The organism is Rahnella woolbedingensis (assembly GCF_003602095.1).
Classification (GTDB): Bacteria; Pseudomonadota; Gammaproteobacteria; order Enterobacterales; family Enterobacteriaceae; genus Rahnella; species Rahnella woolbedingensis.
Genome location: NZ_RAHH01000031.1, coordinates 27,396 through 45,202, shown reverse-complemented (window position 1 = coordinate 45,202; position 17,807 = coordinate 27,396). Strand labels below are relative to the sequence as shown.

Sequence of the window (17,807 nt, the reverse complement as noted above, 5' to 3'; positions counted from 1 at the left end):
TCTGTCAATAATGGAATAATAATGAGTAAGTTACGATGAAAAGAATGTTGATTAACGCGACTCAGCAAGAAGAGTTGCGCGTTGCCCTTGTAGATGGACAGCGGCTGTATGATTTGGATATTGAAAGTCCGGGCCATGAGCAGAAAAAAGCGAACATTTACAAAGGTAAAATCACCCGCATTGAACCAAGTCTGGAAGCGGCATTCGTAGATTACGGCGCAGAAAGACATGGTTTCCTCCCTCTGAAAGAAATTTCCCGTGAATATTTCCCTAGCAACTATTCTTCCCACGGCCGCCCAAACATCAAAGATGTGTTGCGCGAAGGTCAGGAAGTTATCGTTCAGGTTGATAAAGAAGAACGTGGAAATAAAGGCGCAGCACTGACGACGTTTATCAGTCTGGCCGGTAGTTATCTGGTTCTGATGCCTAACAATCCACGCGCTGGGGGTATTTCCCGCCGGATTGAAGGTGATGACCGTACTGAACTGAAAGAAGCACTGTCTTCTCTGCAATTGCCTGATGGCATGGGTCTGATTGTGCGTACTGCCGGTGTCGGCAAATCCGCAGAAGCCCTGCAATGGGACCTGACTTTCCGTCTCAAACATTGGGATGCTATCAAGAAAGCGGCTGAAGGCCGCCCTGCTCCGTTCCTGATCCACCAGGAAAGTAACGTTATCGTTCGTGCGTTCCGTGACTATCTGCGTCCGGATATCGGCGAAATCCTTATCGATAACCCGAAAATCCTCGACCTGGCAAAAGAGCATATCGCCGCTCTGGGCCGTCCTGATTTCAGCAGCAAAATTAAACCGTACGTTGGTGAAATTCCGCTGTTCAGTCACTACCAGATCGAATCGCAAATCGAATCCGCTTTCCAGCGTGAAGTGCGTCTGCCTTCCGGTGGCTCTATTGTTATCGACAGCACCGAAGCGCTGACCGCTATCGACATCAACTCCGCACGTGCAACACGCGGCGGCGATATCGAAGAGACAGCCTTCAATACTAACCTTGAAGCGGCAGACGAAATTGCCCGCCAGTTACGCCTGCGTGACCTCGGTGGCCTGATCGTTATCGACTTCATCGATATGACGCCAGTTCGCCACCAGCGCGAAGTGGAAAACCGTCTGCGTGACGCCGTTCGTCAAGACCGCGCCCGTATCCAGATTGGTCGCATTTCCCGTTTCGGTTTACTGGAAATGTCCCGTCAGCGCCTGAGCCCGTCACTGGGTGAATCTACGCACCATATCTGCCCACGTTGCGCAGGTACCGGTACCGTCCGTGACAACGAATCTCTGTCACTGTCGATTCTGCGTCTGATTGAAGAAGAAGCGCTGAAAGAAAACACCAAAGAAGTGCATGCCATCGTTCCGGTGCCGATCGCTTCTTACCTGCTGAACGAAAAACGTGAATCGGTTAATGCTATCGAAAAACGTCAGGGTGGTGTGCGAGCGGTGATCGTGCCTAACGATCAAATGCAAACTCCGCATTACCACGTTCTGCGCGTTCGTAAAGGTGAAGAAATCTCTGCACTGAGCTACCTGCTGCCACAGATCCACGAAGCAGAAATGCTGCAACCTTCTGAAGAGTTGCCGGCTGAGCGTCGTCGTCCTGAGCAACCGGCTCTGGCTGCTTTTGCGCTGCAAAGCGAAGCGCCACCATCGAGCTTCGAACAGCCCACTACAACGGAAGAACCTGTCACAACCCGCACCGCCACAGTGAATGCTCCAACAGCTCCTGTTGCTGAGAAGTCTGGTTTTGTCAGCCGTCTGCTGAGCGGTCTGAAGAGCTTGTTCGCTTCGGAGCCAGAACAGGAAGTTAAACCTGTTGAAGCGCCGAAAGAGACTGCCGAAACAACTGAAACTGAAAACCGTCGTAACAACGAACGCCGCAACCAGCGTCGTCAGGGCGGACGCCGTGACCGTAACGGCGAACGTGGTGAACGTGGTGAACGTGGTGAACGTGGTGAACGTGGTGAACGTGGTGAACGTAATGACCGCGGTAATCGTGGCGAAGGTCGTGAAAATAATCGTGATAATCGTGGCGAAGGTCGTGATAACCGTGAAAATAATCGCGAGCAACGTGACGATCAACGTCGTGGACGTCGTAATCAGGAACCGGTTGTTACTGAAACGCGTAACGAAGAAGTTGAAACTGCCGCTCGCGAAGAACAGCAGCAACAACCTCGTCGTGAACGTTCCCGTCGCCGTTCTGAAGACAAACGTAAACCGCAAACTGAAGAGAAAATTCAGGATGCCGTTGTCGTTGAGCAAGTAGTTGCTCCGGTAGTTGCTGATGAAACTGAGCAGGAAGATCGTCAGCCAGCACAGCGCCGTCAGCGTCGCCAGCTGAATCAGAAAATTCGCTTCGAATCTGAAGAAGTGGATCATGAAGAAGAAGCTGCGGCTCAGATGCTGATCACCGGCACTCGTCCGGCAGCAACAGCGCCAGCAGTCGTTGCGCAAGAATCTTTTGATGCCGAACCCGCCAACGCTGCGGAAAGCGAAGACTACCAGAATGACAATGCCCGTGAAAACGGTATGCCGCGTCGTTCACGTCGTTCGCCGCGTCACCTGCGTGTCAGCGGTCAGCGTCGTCGTCGTTACCGCGATGAGCGTTACCCGACTCAGTCACCAATGCCAATGGCCGGTGCGTTCGTTTCTCCGGAAATGGCGTCAGGTAAAGTTTGGATCACCTATCCGGTGGCCCAGTCTTCTGAGTATCAGCCATCTGAATATCAGTCCCATGAGCAGCAGACTCCTGAAGCAGAAGCACCTGAAGTGCTGACACAGCAGGTCGAGATTGCACAGGCTAATACGCCGTTCATTTCTGAAACTGCAGAAGTTGCACCTCAGCCTGCTGCTGAAACGGAAACTGTTGTTGAAGCTGTGCAGCAAGAAGCGCCAGTTGATGTAGCACAGCCTGTTGCTGACGAACCTGTATCGGTTGAACCTGCAACAGCTGAACCTGTTGAAGAAACATCTGTTGTCGAAGTGGCGCCAGTAGCACACGAGCCAGCGGTTGTTGAGCCAACAGCCGTGCTGGCTGAACCTGAACTTCAGGCACCTGCACCAGTTGCAGAACCGGTTGCACAAGTGAAAACTGCTGTGGAAACCGCGCCAGTTGCTCAAGCTCCGGCAGTAACTGAAGCCGCGATTGTTGCACCTCGCTTCAAGCATTTCGCGACAGCGCCGATGACGAAAGCACCAGCGCCAAGCTATGTGTCTGAGCCAGCGCCACACAGTGACTGGGTTCGCCCTGAGTTCAATTTCGACGGTAAAGGTTCCGCCGGTGGCCATGCTGCAGTAACCACTGCAACGGCCCCTGCAACTAAGCCGGAGATGCCAGCAGAGTAATTCCGCTGTGCCGACAGTGTCTCAATAATGAAAAACCCGCCTCGGCGGGTTTTTTTATAAGTGACGAATCTGACTGACGAAAATCAGGCCAGACTTTTCAGACGGCGGATCGTCAGTTCCTCAAGCTTCCCTTCCAGGCTTTTAGCGAAATGCTGGAAATGCTCGGTTTTATTATGTTGGTTTAACGCATCTTCTGATCCCCAACGCTCATAGAAAACAAAAGTACCGTCGGTATCCAGATCCTGGTGCAGCTCATATTGCAGACACCCTACTTCCTGGCGGCTTGGTTCAATTACGTCAAGCAATGCTTCTGTCACTTTCGCCCTGAATTCTCTTTTCGCGACAATTGTGGCAACAACTCTGATTTCCATAATGGCTCTCCCGTTATTTTGTCCTGCTTCAGGCTCACGCCATGAAGCACGGTGACTAAAATCTGTGACTACTATGACCCTTTCGATACATTGATTTCAATACGAACTTTATTTAACAGATGCAACACATCGGTTTTACGCTTATCCTTGTTCCCCGCCGTTAATGCTCCCATTACCGCACCTGATCCCAATGTCTTGTCTCTCAATGCCGGAGTTTTGCCTGATGACCGCAACACCGCAAGTTTTGAAAATCCGCCGCCCAGATGACTGGCATATTCACCTTCGTGATGATGAAATGCTCAGTACGGTGTTACCTTTCACCAGTGAAGTCTTTGGCCGCGCGATTGTCATGCCAAATCTGACGCCTCCTGTGACGACGGTTGCCGCCGCAATCGCATATCGCGAACGTATCATGGCCGCGCTGCCTGCCGGGCATAAATTCACGCCCCTCATGACCTGTTATCTGACCGACACTCTGGATCCGCAAGAAATTGCCCACGGGTTTGAGCAAGGCGTTTTCACCGCTGCAAAACTGTATCCGGCCAACGCGACCACAAATTCCCAGCACGGGGTATCGGATGTCAAAACGATTTACCCGGTGCTCGAGCGCATGCAGAAAATCGGTATGCCTTTGCTTATCCACGGCGAAGTGACGCACAGCCATGTTGATATTTTCGATCGCGAAGCCCGCTTCATTGATGAAGTGATGGATCCGGTGCGTCGTCAGTTCCCTGAATTGAAAATAGTCTTCGAGCACATCACCACCAAAGAAGCGGCGCAGTATGTTCTTTCCGGTAATCAGTACCTGGGCGCTACCATAACGCCACAGCATCTGATGTTTAACCGCAACCACATGCTGGTGGGCGGAGTTCGCCCTCACCTGTTCTGTCTGCCAATCCTTAAACGTAACGTTCATCAGGAAGCATTGCGCGAAGTTATCGCCAGTGGCGCTGACCGTTTCTTCCTCGGCACGGATTCCGCGCCACACACCAAAGGCCGTAAGGAATCAAGCTGTGGCTGTGCGGGTTGCTTTAATGCGCCACTGGCGCTGTCTGCTTATGCGACAGTCTTCGAAGAAATGAATGCCCTCCGGCATTTTGAAGCGTTCTGCTCCATTAATGGTCCGCGTTTCTATGGTTTGCCACTTAATGAAGATTTCATCGAGCTGACGCGTACCCCAGTGACTCAGCCCGAAGAGATTGCTTTGGGTGATGAATCTGTTGTCCCATTCCTTGCCGGACAAACCCTGAACTGGAAAGTGACCTCGTTCTGATTACGATTTCTCACTACAGTGACTTGCGCTGATCATGATTTGACTGTATAAATATACAGTCAAATCTATTCAGGAGGTCCTATGCGTGTTGAAGTCACAATCGATAAAACCAAGCCTCTGCCTGTTGGCGCGCTGGACGCGTTATCCGGTGAATTGAGTAAAAGAATTAACAAACAGTTTTCCGACCGCGAAAATAAAATTCAGGTCCGTTATGCCGGAGCGAATAGCCTGTCCGTATTGGGCGGAGCCAAAACTGACCGCGATCTCATTGAAGAAATTTTGCAGGAAACCTGGGAAAGTGCTGATGACTGGTTTTCAAATCAGAACGATGAGTAACGCTATGAAATTTCAGCAAACCTATTCATTTTCTTTACTCTATTTATAATAATCAGGTTTATTAAAACCACGCCGCAAGGCAATTTCTGTATTTCACCGGGCGTCGCAGTCCGGTTTTTTATTCCCTAAAGATGCATAAATCACACATCACTGAAAAAATAATTTTGGTTAATCTTCGAACTATTCTGCTGAATAATTAATCGGCACAAATTATTTACAATTAAATACCCTCAAATCTCACCCTAAATCGATTTAGCTGTTTATACTGAAATAGCTCACCTGATAATGAGCCGCATTGATCCTCAGATAGTCACTCACGTTAGTCACTACAATATAAGGGGTCTATATGGACAGAAATGATGAAGTTATTCAGACACACCCGCTTGTTGGTTGGGATATCAGTACCGTCGACTCTTATGACGCCATGATGATACGTCTTCATTACCTGTCTTCAAAAGACCAGACACCCGAGGATGCTCAGGTAGACAGAACCTTGTGGTTAACTACCGACGTTGCCCGGCAACTGATTAACATTCTCGAAGCCGGCATTGAAAAGATAGAATCTAACGAGTACGAATACAGTGATCACCGAAAACATTGATTTTTATCTGCCAGCCTGAGGCACCAGCGATTTCATCCTGGTGCCTTTTTCTTTGCCCCTGCCCTGCTTGCCATCACTGCCGTAAACTCTCTATCATGCCTGTAGCCTATTTGTTAAAAACTCACCTCAGGAATTTTTAAATATGGATTACGATCTCATCATCGTCGGCAGTGGTTCAGTCGGTTCAGCGGCTGGCTACTACGCCACCCGTGCCGGACTGAAGGTACTGATGATAGACAGTTCAATGCCGCCACATCAGGCAGGCAGCCATCACGGTGAAACCCGCCTGATCCGCCACGCTTACGGTGAAGGCGCACGCTATGTGCCTATGCTGCTCAGGGCGCAAACGCTCTGGAATGAACTGGCAGAACTGAGCGGTGATAAGGTTTTTCATCGCAGCGGCGTGCTTAACATTGGCCCTGAACATTCTGAATTCATCGGCAATGTGAAACACAGCGCACAAACTTATCATCTGAATACCCAGAATATGAGCGCCGCTGAAATCCGCGAGAAATGGCCTCTGTTCACCTTACCTGACGGTTATTCCGGCGTGTTTGAGCCTGATTCCGGCTACCTGCAAAGTGAAATAGCCATCACCGCGTATATCCGCCTGGCACGCGAAGCCGGATGCGCGCAGTTGTTTAACTGCCCTGTTGAAAGTATTCAATGGCTTGATGACGGCGTTGAGGTCACTACCGCAGACGGAATTTACAGCGCAGCGAAATTGCTGGTTTCAGCGGGTACCTGGGTTACCAAAATTCTGCCTGAATTACCGGTTAAACCTTTACGTAAAGTGTTTGCCTGGTTCCATGCAGATGGCCGCTACAGTGAGGAAAACCATTTCCCTGCGTTCACGCTTGAGACGCAGCAAGGCGATCAGTACTACGGATTTCCTTCGGTCAAAGACGCCCTGAAGCTCGGAAAGCACAACGGCGGCCAGTGGATCTCTGAACCGGAGGAGCGTAAACCTTTCGGCAAGATCAGTCAGGATGGCACCGAGTCCTTCAATTTCTTCCGCCACTTCCTGCCAGGAGTTGGCGTCAGCCTGCGTGGCGCATCATGCACTTACGATATGACTGACGATGAAGACTTCATTATTGATACGCTGCCTGATCAGAAAAACACGTTGGTTATTTCAGGATTAAGCGGTCATGGGTTTAAATTTGCCAGCGTATTGGGTGAAATAGTTACTCACTTCGCTAACAATCATCCTATTCCTTTTGATCTTAAACCTTTTTCTCTCTCCAGATTTCGTTAATGTAAAAATGTTTCAACCATCGTTAATATTTAACGATGGTTGTCATAATATTTCTGTAAAAATTATTTCTAATTTCGCTTTGAACGAGATCAATAGTCTGGTATTTCCGAATTGACAGCATTATAGAAAAAAACCTATGCTAGCTGCAGAAATCACAGGAGTGGTTTCCATCGCGTAATGACACGCATGACAAGGACGTGAAATGAAAATCTCAATTATTGAACCCTGCGACTTTACCCGATTAGGAATTTTCTCTTATCTTGTTGAGAATAATAATCTCAACATTATAGATAGTGTGAATGTTTCGCAGGCGCTAGATACAATTCCTGAATTTCAGCCAGACATTATCTTAGTCAACATGACAAAATATTGTCACAATGCTGAATTGTCTGAAGAATTAAAAGCCTTCTTCGAGCTGCGGCACAGCGCGCGTATTTACTGTTATATCGATGCGAATTATCCCAACTGTGATACTCCGATTGCGATTACCCGCGAAGTTTCTATTCTCAACAAACAGTCACTGACGACATTATTACGGGACATAGCTTTAGAACCCCAATCGTTTATGCCGGATAATAATTTCAAGTTTCCTAGAACCCTGTTCAGCGATCAGGAAATTCTGGTGATGAGCTACTGGATGTCGGAAATGCCTAACTACCGCATCGCCAGAAAATTGAATATCAGCAGTCGTACTGTGTATGTCCATAAGCGTCATCTGGCGCAGAAAATAAAAGTCCGTAACCGTCTGGAGTTCTGTTTCGTCTACAACCTTATCAAATATATGTTCTGGCCGATTGATGATATTTCCGCAACGCCAGTCAGTCGTCAGATTAAAGATGATCTTCAGCAGATTTACAAAATCCACAGTTAAGCCAACATAGCCATCCAATACCCTGTTCAGTCAGAGTGTTGGGTGGTTTTATTACTGCTATTTCTCCGCTTTAAAATTTTCCGTTTCCCCGTTTATTCCTCAGGTATCCCACAGGTCGGTTGCACTCTGCCCGCAGAAAGATACAATAAACTTAACATTAGCAGACTAATTTTGAGTGGCCTCACGACATGCCTAAGCCTACATTTGACGAAGCAACTCCGGCGGTGATCACTGAAACGTTGCTGTCGGTTATCCGGCTTATGCGCAAACAGGTCGACGCCGCAATGTCAGCTCAGGGACTCTCTCTGGCACGCGAAAAACTGCTGACAGCAATCGCGCAGGAAGGCACCTGCCGTCCGGCGGAGCTGGCAAGTGTGCTCCAGCAATCCCCCCGTACGATTACGGACGCGATAGATGCGATGGACAGAGACGGTTTACTGGTGCGTCTTCGCCATCCCACCGACCGTCGTTCACAGCTGCTTGAGCTGACAGAAACCGGAAATCAGGCACTGGCGCAGGTAAAAAAACCTAAACAGGAAGCTATCGATAAATTGTTTGACGGGCTTGATCTCACCGCCCGTCAGCAATTACTGATATCGCTGCAAAGTATCGAGACCCTGGCTCAGCAAATAGAAGAACAGAACTAAATTAGCGCTTCAGTGGCCCGTCGCTCAACAGAACAGCATTTTTGTGGCCCGCGGCGGTCGGCTCCAATGCGATTTTCAGCACAATCGTCAGCGGTACGGACAACAACATCCCCACCGGTCCCATCAGCCATCCCCAGAAAATCAACGTTTGAGCAGTACAATACCTAACGCGGTATTAGGTGCACTGTCGCCGCTCATCAGACTAAAGCCACTGATGGCAATCACATCCTCCACCGCCGGGTCTTTTTCCAGAAGGCTCTGCACCTGGCTCAGGCCTGCGGGGCGACGAATAATGTCAGCAGTATCGAAATGGCGGCAAAACGTTTTGTTGCAGGAAACCTTTTTATTGCAGTAAACCGTTTTATTGAAATAAACATAGTGTCACTCTCCATGGATGCCGGATGCCGCTCTCTTTGAAATCAGGGAGTGAACCCTCACCAGAAACATCAAATACAAGACAGTAAAAACATTCCTAATCGAAATTTTAATGAATTATGAATATCATCTTATTACGCAAGCTGATCTCGACCAGTTATGAATAAAACCCTGAAAGTCTTTACGCTTTATTTAATAAATGTTTAGCATTAACGACACCAATACTGCATTGCGCCGAAATCTCATCATTCTAAAGCCTGAAACCAAAAGCATCCGATATTATTAATAACGGATGAAATCATTATTTTTACTCAAATTTTTAGAACCAAAACAAACTTTACTTTCGATGACAAAAAATGACAACCCCCTTCTGACATTGACTTTGGACGACAAACCCGAACAACACCACCGTTAAAACGAAAGTACTGAATAAGTTAACAGTAAATACATCAAAAATAGTGAACAACTTAAATTAATCGTCATTTTTGAAAATAATAGTTTGCCAAAATGTTTCTAAATGTTTAATTTCCAGCAAAAACCATTACCGGGAATATCCGTTTATGTTGTGGAAAAATACGCACCTCAGGTTCGGTCATATTTCGGTGACCCTGCACTGGATTATTGCACTGGCTGTTTACGGATTATTTGCACTGGGATTGTGGATGGTCGGACTGGGTTATTACGACACCTGGTATCACCGTGCGCCGGAAATACATAAAAGTATTGGTGTGCTGGTGTTTATTGCCATGGTATTTCGTCTGGTCTGGCGATTTATTTCGCCACCGCCTGCGCCTCTTGAAAGCTACAGCGCGAAAACCCGGGTCGGCGCATGGCTTGCCCACGTTGTACTGTTTACCGGGCTGTTTGGCATTTTGATCAGCGGTTATCTCATTTCGACAGCGGAAGGTCAGGCCGTCAGCGTGTTTGGCTGGTTTGATATCCCCGCAACGCTGTTCGGCTTGGATCAGCAGGCAGACATCGCAGGCACGCTGCATCTTTGGCTGGCATGGGGCATCGTGATTGTCTCGGCGTTCCACGCGCTTGCGGCGCTTAAACATCATTTCATTGACCGGGACAGCACCCTGACGCGCATGTCAGGTCGCTGAACTGCTCACTTTCTGTCGTTCACTTTCGTGATTTGTTTTGCTGTTAACTTAAAAATACATGGAGAATAAGTATTATGTTGAAAAAAACCACTCTGGGCCTGACGCTGGCATCTCTGTTACTGGCTGCCGGTTCCGCCACCGCAGCCAATTACAAAATCGATAAAGAAGGTCAGCACGCCTTTATCGAATTTCGTATCAAGCATTTAGGTTACAGCTGGCTCTACGGCAGCTTTAACGATTTCGACGGCGGATTCACTTTTGATGAGAAAGATCCGGCGACGGATAAAGTGAATGTCACCATCAACACCACCAGCGTATTTACCAATCATGCCGAACGCGACAAACATCTGCGCAGTGCTGAATTCCTGAATGTCGGCAAGCATCCGCAAGCAACGTTTAAATCTACGTCAGTAAAAAAAGAAGGTGACAATCTGGCAGTAACCGGCGATTTCACGCTGAACGGCGTCACCAAACCGCTGACACTTCAGGCCAAATTACTCGGCCAGGGTAAGGATCCGTGGGGCGGTTACCGTGCAGGCTTTGAAGCGGCAGGCACTATCGCGCTGAAAGATTACGGGATCACCACCGATCTCGGCCCTGCCTCTCAGGACGTCGAGCTGATCATTTCTGTCGAAGGTGTGCAGGAGAAGTAATTCTCTGCGCACAAAAAGCCCTGAACAGTAATGGCCGTTCAGGGCTTTTTTATGATTCAGACGCCGGTCAGTCGTTTTCTGGTGCCGGAATGTGCATCGTAGTTTGCAACAAGCCTTTGGACTTGTTGAAAATCTTAATGCCATTTTCACGGCCAGCGCGCAGCGCACGCTGTTCTTCCACCGGCAGCTTCAGTTCGGTCATGCAGATTTCACTGCAACACCCGTCAAACTTTGCCGCACAGGTCGAGCACTGAATGAACAGCAGATGGCAGCCGTCATTTTTGCAGTTGGTGTGGTTGTCGCATGCTTCGCCACACTGGTGGCAATGCGCGATCACATCATCCGAAATGCGCTCGCCCATGCGCTCATCAAAGACAAAGTTTTTGCCTTTGAATTTGACCGGTAAGCCCTGCTCTTTTGCCCTGCGCGCATATTCGATAATGCCGCCTTCGACGTGATACACATTTTTGAAACCGTTATGCAGCATATAGGCGCTGGCTTTTTCACAGCGGATCCCACCAGTGCAATACATCACGATTTTTTTGTCTTTGTCTTCTTTGAGCATATCAACGGCCATTGGCAACTGATCGCGGAAGGTATCCGATGGCACTTCCATCGCTTTGTCGAAATGCCCCACTTCATATTCGTAGTGGTTACGCATATCAACAAACAGCGTGTCCGGATCGTCAATCATGGCGTTGACCTGTTCGGCTTTCAGGTACTCACCGATGTTTGACGGATCAAACGAATCATCATCAATTCCGTCCGCCACGATGCGGTCACGCACTTTAAGACGCAGTACCCAGAAGGATTTGCCGTCGTCTTCCAGCGCGACGTTCAGACGAACTTGATCCAGCGCCGGATGGCTGGAAAACAGCTCAGTTTTGAACGCTTCAAACTGGCTCTGCGGCACACTGATTTGCGCGTTAATCCCTTCTTTTGCCACGTAAATGCGACCGAACACGTTAAGACGCGTCAGGCTGATATACAAAGCATCACGGAAGGTTTTCGGGTCTTCGAGCTGAAAGTACTTATAAAAAGAAACTGTGGTGCGTGGCTCTGTTTCAGCCAGCATGCGCGCCCTGAGTTCCTCATTAGAAATACGGTTATGTAACACTGGCATGGTGTACGTTCCTGTCTTTCAGGGGAATTTAACTATCGGATACCGAATAGCTACTTTTGAAGCGGCAAGATTATACATTAAAGCAACAATGAGGACATCTTCCGTTGCAAATTCGTTCCAGAAAAAACACCTGCTGTTCATTGCCCTTGTTTTAAATGCGATAACCTATCCTTAGATGTTACCCATCCTTGTGAACTCTTCACCACGCTGAATTTTAAGGGGCATGAAATATGAGTAAGCTTTTTGAACCGATTACCTTAGGCAAGCTGACGCTGGAAAACCGCATTGTGATCGCCCCGATGTGCCAGTATTCCTCTGATGAGGGGAAAGCCACCGCCTGGCATCACGCCCATCTGGGCCAGCTGTCTTTCTCCGGTGCAGGCCTGCTTATCCTTGAAGCCACTGCCGTTGAAGCCGCAGGACGTATTTCTGCCGAGGATTTAGGGTTATGGGACGATGCCACTGAAGCGGCCATGAAAGACCTGATTACAGGGCTGCGGGAAAACAGCAATATGCCGCTGGGTCTGCAACTCGGGCATGCCGGTCGCAAAGCCTCCTGCGCCGCGCCGTGGATCGGGGGGGCGCAAATCGCGCAATCTGCCGGAGGCTGGCAGACTGTGGCCCCTTCCGCCGTGGCTTTTGCACAAGGCACTGAAGCGCCGGAAGCGATGTCTCTGGCACGCATTGATCAGCTGAAAAAAGCCTATATCGAAACGGTCCGTCGTGCGGACCGTCTGGGCTTTGACCTGCTGGAACTGCACGGTGCGCATGGTTATCTGCTGCATCAGTTCCTGTCACCGCTTTCAAACCAGCGCACGGATCAGTACGGGGGCTCACTGGAAAACCGTATGCGCCTGCTGCTGGAAATCTTCCAGGAAATTCGTGCCGAATTCCCGGTTGAAAAACCGATTGGTGTCCGTATTTCCGCCACTGACTGGGTGGAAGGCGGCTGGGATCTGGAGCAGTCTATCGAACTGGCAAAAGCTTTGGATGAGCTGGGTTGCAGCTATATCCACGTATCCAGCGGCGGCCTGAGTCCGCATCAGAAAATCGCTGTTGGCCCGAACTATCAGGTGCCTTTCGCTGACGGCATCAAGCGCTATGTGAAAATGCCGGTGATTGCCGTGGGGCTTATCACCGAACCGGAACAGGCAGAAGCCATTATCGGCACCGGTCAGGCGGATATGATTGCCCTGGCACGAGGCATTTTATATAACCCGCGCTGGCCGTGGCATGCTGCAGCAAAACTTGGCGCTAAAGTCTCGGCACCGAAGCAATACTGGCGCAGTGAACCTCACGGGCTGAAAGGCCTGTTCCTGCCGGAATAATCGCTCAGTCACAAAAGCGCAACAGGCAGCCTTCAGGGCTGCCTGTTTCATTGACAAAAACCGTTTCTGTACTGATATTTTAAGCGATGCTACGGTGCCAAAAAGGATGAGTACATAAAAGAACCAACTTGTTTTTCATTCATCCAATCCATAAGTAAAATGAGGTATTAATGCCGTGAACTTTCACCTCATACAAAAAAAATGCCACAATGTTTCACTTTGCTGCGAAAAATTACGGGTAACCTTTATTTCCTGTTGAAATAGGGACGTATTTCTCTGGCAGGCTGCTGCACTAGACAGAGCTTATAAACTTTCTACTTCGATCGATTGACGCAGAGAATCTATGACTCAGGTACCCACCTTTAACCGTTCGTTGCTGCACCCACGCTACTGGATCACCTGGCTTGGTCTGGGGTTGCTGTATGCGCTGGTCTTATTACCTTATCCGGTCATTTATCGTATTGGCACCGGACTGGGTCGCTTCTCTATGCGTTTTCTCAGGCGTCGCTATAAAATCGCGCAGCGTAACATTGAATTATGTTTCCCGGATATGCACCCGGAACAGCGCGAAGATATGGTGGTGAAAAACTTTGAATCCGTGGGAATGGGTTTGTTTGAAACCGGCATGGCGTGGTTCTGGCCTGACTGGCGTATCGAGCGCTGGTTTAAGGTCAGTGGCCTGGAGCATATTCAGCGCGCGCGTGACAACAAACAGGGCGTGCTGCTGATTGGCGTGCATTTCCTGACCCTGGAACTGGGTGCCCGTATTTTCGGCATTCATAATCCTGGCGTCGGCGTTTACCGTCCGCACGACAATAAGCTAATGGACTGGATCCAGACCAAAGGCCGTATGCGTTCGAACAAAGGCATGCTCGATCGCAAAGACCTCAAAGGGATGATCCGCAGTCTCAAGCAGGGCGACATCATCTGGTATGCACCGGATCACGACTATGGCCCGCGTGCCAGCGTATTCGTGCCGTTCTTTGCCGTAGATAAAGCCGCCACCACCACAGGGACTTACCTGCTGGCGCGGATGGGCAAACCGGCCATTATCCCGTTCACTCCGCGCCGTCTGGCCGGTGGAAAAGGCTATGAGATGATCATTCATCCTCAGGTGGCTGACTTCCCGCTCGATGATGAAGTTGTCGCCGCGACGTATATGAATAAAGTGGTCGAGAACGAAATCCGCCAGGCGCCGGAGCAATATATGTGGCTGCACCGCCGCTTTAAAACGCGCCCGCAAGGGGAACCTTCGCTCTATAAAGCGCTTAGCGATTAACAATAAAAACCGGTCAGGCTCAGGCTCAGCCGGTTTTTTGATTTGCTTCGACAATTTTTTTGAAAGACTTCTTCAAAGTTATCAGATTTTATCCCGCTCCGTTTAGGCCAATACTCCCAGCATAATTTCTCCACGTGATTACTCCCCTGATTTTGGAGCCGCGTGATCTGCTGCCTGCCCCCGGGCATGCTACCTTCAAAAGGAACACATTATGTTGGCTAAACTGAACGCTTCTTTTACCCGCGCCGTTGATCATCAGGATTTCGGTAAACTGCTGTTACGTCTGACTTTTGGTATTCTGATCTTATTCCACGGCGTGGCGAAAATGGAAAACGGCGTTGGCTGGATTGCCCAGATGTTGCAGGCAGACGGCCTGCCAGCTTTCATCGCCTACGGCGCGTACATTGGTGAAGTGATTGCACCGGTTCTGATTATTTTGGGTATCTTCACCCGCCCTGCTGCGCTGGTGATGGCTTTCAATATTTTAGTCGCTGTCTTCCTGGTGGTGGCCGGTAAGTTCTTTACCACCACAGAAGTCGGTGCCTGGGGTCTGGAAAGTGAAGCCCTGTATTTCTTCGGCGGTCTGGTGATCATGTTCCTGGGCAGTGGCCGTTACTCTGTAATGAAAAACGAAGCCCTGCGTTAATCGTTCCCTTTTTGCATCAAATTGGTCTGTCATTAAATCTGTGTCTGTCGCGGTCAGCCTCGTTGCTGACCGTTTTTTTAGGTTTTTTCTCCCTTCATTTGATCTTCTTCACGCCCCGTTTTTTTTAAACCTGTATTTTAGTTATTCCTGTTACAGTTCATTAACATCATTGAAGTGAATGATAATTAGGCGCATAATTATCATGCCAATTGATTGTTACTAGTGCTCTGCCTTGTTTCCGTCCGTCATTCCAGAGCGAACCTGACTTCTTTTTTCGGTATTTTATGACTCCGGCACCTGAACCTGAAATCGCACCAGACCCTATAAACTGGAAACGGAATCTGTATGTCGCCTGGATTGGTTGCTTCCTGACCGGTGCCGCATTCAGTCTGATCATGCCCTTCCTGCCCCTGTACATAGAAACCCTCGGCGTTACCGGTCATGAATCCCTGAATATGTGGTCGGGGCTGGTTTTCAGTATTACCTTCCTGTTTTCTGCTATCGCTTCGCCTTTCTGGGGCGGACTCGCCGACCGAAAAGGCCGTAAGATCATGCTGCTGCGTTCCGCGCTGGGCATGGCTATTGTCATGGCGCTGATGGGCTTTGCGCAAAACATCTGGCAGTTTCTGATATTGCGCGCATTACTCGGGCTGCTGGGTGGATTCGTCCCTAATGCCAATGCGCTGATCGCCACACAAATTCCGCGTAATAAAAGCGGCTGGGCGCTGGGCACGCTGTCTACCGGCGCAGTCAGTGGCGCACTGATTGGTCCGCTGGTCGGGGGATTGCTCGCCGACAGCTATGGTTTGCGTCCGGTGTTCTTCATCACCGCCTGCGTATTATTCCTGTGTTTTCTGATGACGCTGTATTTCATCCGCGAGCAGTTCGTGCCGGTGAATAAGAAAGACATGCTCAACCGTAAGCAGGTTTTCGCTTCGCTGAAAAATCCCAAACTGGTGTTATGTCTGTTTGTCACTACGCTGATTATTCAGATTGCGACGGGCTCAATTGCGCCGATCCTGACGCTGTATGTCCGTGAACTGGCGGGCAATACGCAAAATCTGGCGTTCATCAGCGGGATGATTGCTTCTGTGCCGGGCGTGGCCGCACTGATGAGTGCGCCCCGTTTGGGCAAGCTTGGCGACCGGATCGGGCCGGAGCGAATTCTGGTGGCGATGCTGGCCCTGTCAGTACTGCTGCTGATCCCCATGGCTTTTGTCCAGACACCCTTACAATTAGGTATTTTGCGCTTTCTGCTGGGTGCCTGCGATGGCGCATTGCTTCCCGCCGTACAGACGCTGCTGATTTATAACTGCACCAATCAGGTTGCCGGACGCGTGTTCAGCTACAACCAGTCTTTCCGCGATGTGGGGAATGTCACCGGCCCTCTGCTGGGTGCCGCGGTTTCGGCCAGTTACGGCTTCCGGACGGTATTTTTCGTCACGGCGATGGTGGTGCTGTTCAACGCAGGATATTCGTACTGGTGTCTGCAACGCCGGCCTAAGCAGGCTATGGCGGACTAGCCCCTGACTGGCGTCACGGGGCTTCTGCTGACGTTTACCCTTAAGCCGTCCAGTCGCGCAGTGCCAGTACCACGCGATAACCATCAATATCCTCAAAGGTTTTACCGCATTCATCCCAGTAAGGATTAAACGAAGCGACGGCGATAAAGCCCGCTTCTGACATCAGTCCGCACTGTCTCTGCCATTCCCCGTCATCCGGAATATAGAACACCAGGAGATTGTCCTGCGTCGGCGCCCGCCCCACCGATGTGCCGTGGTGATGCGTAAACTCCAGGTGGTAATGATGATGTGGATGCCCCACCAGCACGCCATCAAAACCCTGATGATCGCGAAAACTGCCGATCTCTTCGAAGCCCAACCCTTCACAATACATCCGCGCTAACGCCTCAAGATTATCCGTCGGGCGCGCCACCCGCATAACTGCATGTCGTGAAACCATTTTATCCCCCGCTCCTTTTACCCGATGAAAGTCACCAGCAAGAAACTGAGAATAGCAGAAAAAAATACGACTGATTTGGTCTGAAAACTTGCATCCTGTCAGTTATCGACAACAATCATTTAATCAGGTTTTTCACTGTCAGATGGCCGTTACTTGTTCATTAATAACGCTATTTGCTTCACCCCTATTTCCCATTCAACTCAGGAGACAACAATGAGCATGTACGCAACGCTTGAAGAAGCTATTGATGCCGCCCGCGAAGAATTTCTAGAAGCTGCACAAGACAGGATCCAGGGCGACGAAGAGCCCGTTCCTGATCAGTTCAACCTGCAAAAATACATCATGCAGGATGGCGATATCATGTGGCAGGCAGAGTTTTTCACCGGTGAAGGCGAAGCTGTCGACGCGCTGACTTTCCGCAGCGGTGCAGCGGCACAGGCCATCTTTGACGAGGACTATGATCAGATAGAACTCGAAGAAGAGTGGGATGATGAAGCCACGTTATATGAATGGGATGAAGGCGAATTCCAGCACGATCCGCAGCTTGATACCGAAGAGGGTGAAGCTGCAGCAGAAGAATGGGACGATGAAGACGAGTATCCGGGACGGGATATCGACTAAGGTCGCA

18 protein-coding genes and 1 pseudogene are annotated in these 17,807 nt (G+C 49.7%); 14 read left to right on the top strand and 5 right to left on the bottom strand.

All coding sequences use genetic code 11. The features are described 5' to 3' along the window. Positions 1 to 35: 35 nt before the first annotated feature. Positions 36 to 3,350 (top strand): ribonuclease E, encoded by a 3,315-nt coding sequence (rne, locus tag D6C13_RS21250; protein WP_120134637.1) that lies wholly within the window; start codon positions 36 to 38, stop codon positions 3,348 to 3,350. 83 nt (positions 3,351 to 3,433) lie between these two features. Here rne and D6C13_RS21245 read toward each other — a convergent pair whose 3' ends face one another. Further along, a complete protein-coding gene (locus D6C13_RS21245; protein ID WP_120134636.1) occupies positions 3,434 to 3,721 on the bottom strand; it encodes a putative quinol monooxygenase in 288 nt (95 codons plus the stop codon). A 223-nt stretch (positions 3,722 to 3,944) separates the two neighbouring features. Between D6C13_RS21245 and pyrC the strand changes: the two genes are divergently transcribed. The 6 genes from pyrC (at position 3,945) to D6C13_RS21215 (ending at position 8,707) form a co-directional block, all read left to right on the top strand. After that, positions 3,945 to 4,994 carry a dihydroorotase gene (gene pyrC / locus D6C13_RS21240; protein ID WP_120134635.1) on the top strand — a complete coding sequence of 350 codons (1,050 nt, stop codon included), beginning with the start codon at positions 3,945 to 3,947 and terminating at the stop codon, positions 4,992 to 4,994. Between the two features lie 81 nt (positions 4,995 to 5,075). Beyond that, a complete protein-coding gene (gene dinI, locus D6C13_RS21235; RefSeq protein WP_120134634.1) occupies positions 5,076 to 5,330 on the top strand; it encodes a DNA damage-inducible protein I in 255 nt (84 codons plus the stop codon). 346 nt (positions 5,331 to 5,676) lie between these two features. Continuing rightward, the gene (bssS, locus tag D6C13_RS21230; RefSeq protein ID WP_013576258.1) at positions 5,677 to 5,931 is read left to right on the top strand and encodes a biofilm formation regulator BssS; all 255 of its coding nucleotides are present in this window, start codon (positions 5,677 to 5,679) and stop codon (positions 5,929 to 5,931) included. A 142-nt stretch (positions 5,932 to 6,073) separates the two neighbouring features. Beyond that, on the top strand, positions 6,074 to 7,189 hold the full coding sequence (gene solA, locus D6C13_RS21225; RefSeq protein ID WP_120134633.1) for an N-methyl-L-tryptophan oxidase: 1,116 nt from the start codon (positions 6,074 to 6,076) through the stop codon (positions 7,187 to 7,189). A 202-nt stretch (positions 7,190 to 7,391) separates the two neighbouring features. Further along, the gene (locus tag D6C13_RS21220) at positions 7,392 to 8,060 is read left to right on the top strand and encodes a LuxR C-terminal-related transcriptional regulator (protein ID WP_120134632.1); all 669 of its coding nucleotides are present in this window, start codon (positions 7,392 to 7,394) and stop codon (positions 8,058 to 8,060) included. A gap of 188 nt (positions 8,061 to 8,248) precedes the next feature. Beyond that, positions 8,249 to 8,707 carry a MarR family winged helix-turn-helix transcriptional regulator gene (locus D6C13_RS21215; RefSeq protein WP_120134631.1) on the top strand — a complete coding sequence of 153 codons (459 nt, stop codon included), beginning with the start codon at positions 8,249 to 8,251 and terminating at the stop codon, positions 8,705 to 8,707. A gap of 1 nt (position 8,708) precedes the next feature. On the opposite strand, the pseudogene D6C13_RS21210 reads toward D6C13_RS21215, so the two are convergent. Beyond that, positions 8,709 to 8,855, bottom strand: a pseudogene (locus D6C13_RS21210) (pheromone autoinducer 2 transporter); the annotation flags it as partial. Continuing rightward, positions 8,849 to 8,971 carry a hypothetical protein gene (locus D6C13_RS26100; RefSeq protein WP_279630075.1) on the bottom strand — a complete coding sequence of 41 codons (123 nt, stop codon included), beginning with the start codon at positions 8,969 to 8,971 and terminating at the stop codon, positions 8,849 to 8,851. The pseudogene D6C13_RS21210 and the gene D6C13_RS26100, both read right to left, overlap by 7 nt. A gap of 671 nt (positions 8,972 to 9,642) precedes the next feature. Between D6C13_RS26100 and D6C13_RS21200 the strand changes: the two genes are divergently transcribed. Beyond that, positions 9,643 to 10,188 (top strand): cytochrome b, encoded by a 546-nt coding sequence (locus D6C13_RS21200; protein WP_120134630.1) that lies wholly within the window; start codon positions 9,643 to 9,645, stop codon positions 10,186 to 10,188. Positions 10,189 to 10,265: 77 nt separating this feature from the next. Beyond that, the gene (locus D6C13_RS21195; protein ID WP_120134654.1) at positions 10,266 to 10,841 is read left to right on the top strand and encodes a YceI family protein; all 576 of its coding nucleotides are present in this window, start codon (positions 10,266 to 10,268) and stop codon (positions 10,839 to 10,841) included. 67 nt (positions 10,842 to 10,908) lie between these two features. Here the strand turns inward: D6C13_RS21195 and trhO are convergent, their stop codons facing one another. Beyond that, the gene (gene trhO, locus D6C13_RS21190) at positions 10,909 to 11,964 is read right to left on the bottom strand and encodes an oxygen-dependent tRNA uridine(34) hydroxylase TrhO (protein WP_120134629.1); all 1,056 of its coding nucleotides are present in this window, start codon (positions 11,962 to 11,964) and stop codon (positions 10,909 to 10,911) included. A gap of 230 nt (positions 11,965 to 12,194) precedes the next feature. On the opposite strand from trhO, the gene D6C13_RS21185 reads away from it, so the two are divergent. From D6C13_RS21185 to mdtG, 4 genes are all read left to right on the top strand, one after another. Further along, positions 12,195 to 13,292 carry an NADH:flavin oxidoreductase/NADH oxidase gene (locus tag D6C13_RS21185; protein WP_120134628.1) on the top strand — a complete coding sequence of 366 codons (1,098 nt, stop codon included), beginning with the start codon at positions 12,195 to 12,197 and terminating at the stop codon, positions 13,290 to 13,292. A 343-nt stretch (positions 13,293 to 13,635) separates the two neighbouring features. Beyond that, positions 13,636 to 14,571 (top strand): Kdo(2)-lipid IV(A) acyltransferase, encoded by a 936-nt coding sequence (locus D6C13_RS21180; protein WP_120134627.1) that lies wholly within the window; start codon positions 13,636 to 13,638, stop codon positions 14,569 to 14,571. A gap of 211 nt (positions 14,572 to 14,782) precedes the next feature. Next, positions 14,783 to 15,217 (top strand): DoxX family protein, encoded by a 435-nt coding sequence (locus D6C13_RS21175; RefSeq protein ID WP_120134626.1) that lies wholly within the window; start codon positions 14,783 to 14,785, stop codon positions 15,215 to 15,217. Positions 15,218 to 15,501: 284 nt separating this feature from the next. Then, entirely contained in the window at positions 15,502 to 16,740 is a 1,239-nt protein-coding gene (gene mdtG / locus D6C13_RS21170; RefSeq protein ID WP_120134625.1) for a multidrug efflux MFS transporter MdtG, read from the top strand. 40 nt (positions 16,741 to 16,780) lie between these two features. On the opposite strand, the gene D6C13_RS21165 is transcribed toward mdtG, so the two are convergent. After that, a complete protein-coding gene (locus D6C13_RS21165; RefSeq protein ID WP_120134624.1) occupies positions 16,781 to 17,179 on the bottom strand; it encodes a VOC family protein in 399 nt (132 codons plus the stop codon). A 213-nt stretch (positions 17,180 to 17,392) separates the two neighbouring features. Here D6C13_RS21165 and D6C13_RS21160 point away from each other — a divergent pair, with 213 nt between their 5' ends. Continuing rightward, complete coding sequence (locus D6C13_RS21160; RefSeq protein WP_120134623.1) at positions 17,393 to 17,800, top strand: MysB family protein; 408 nt, start codon at positions 17,393 to 17,395, stop codon at positions 17,798 to 17,800. Positions 17,801 to 17,807 lie beyond the last annotated feature (7 nt).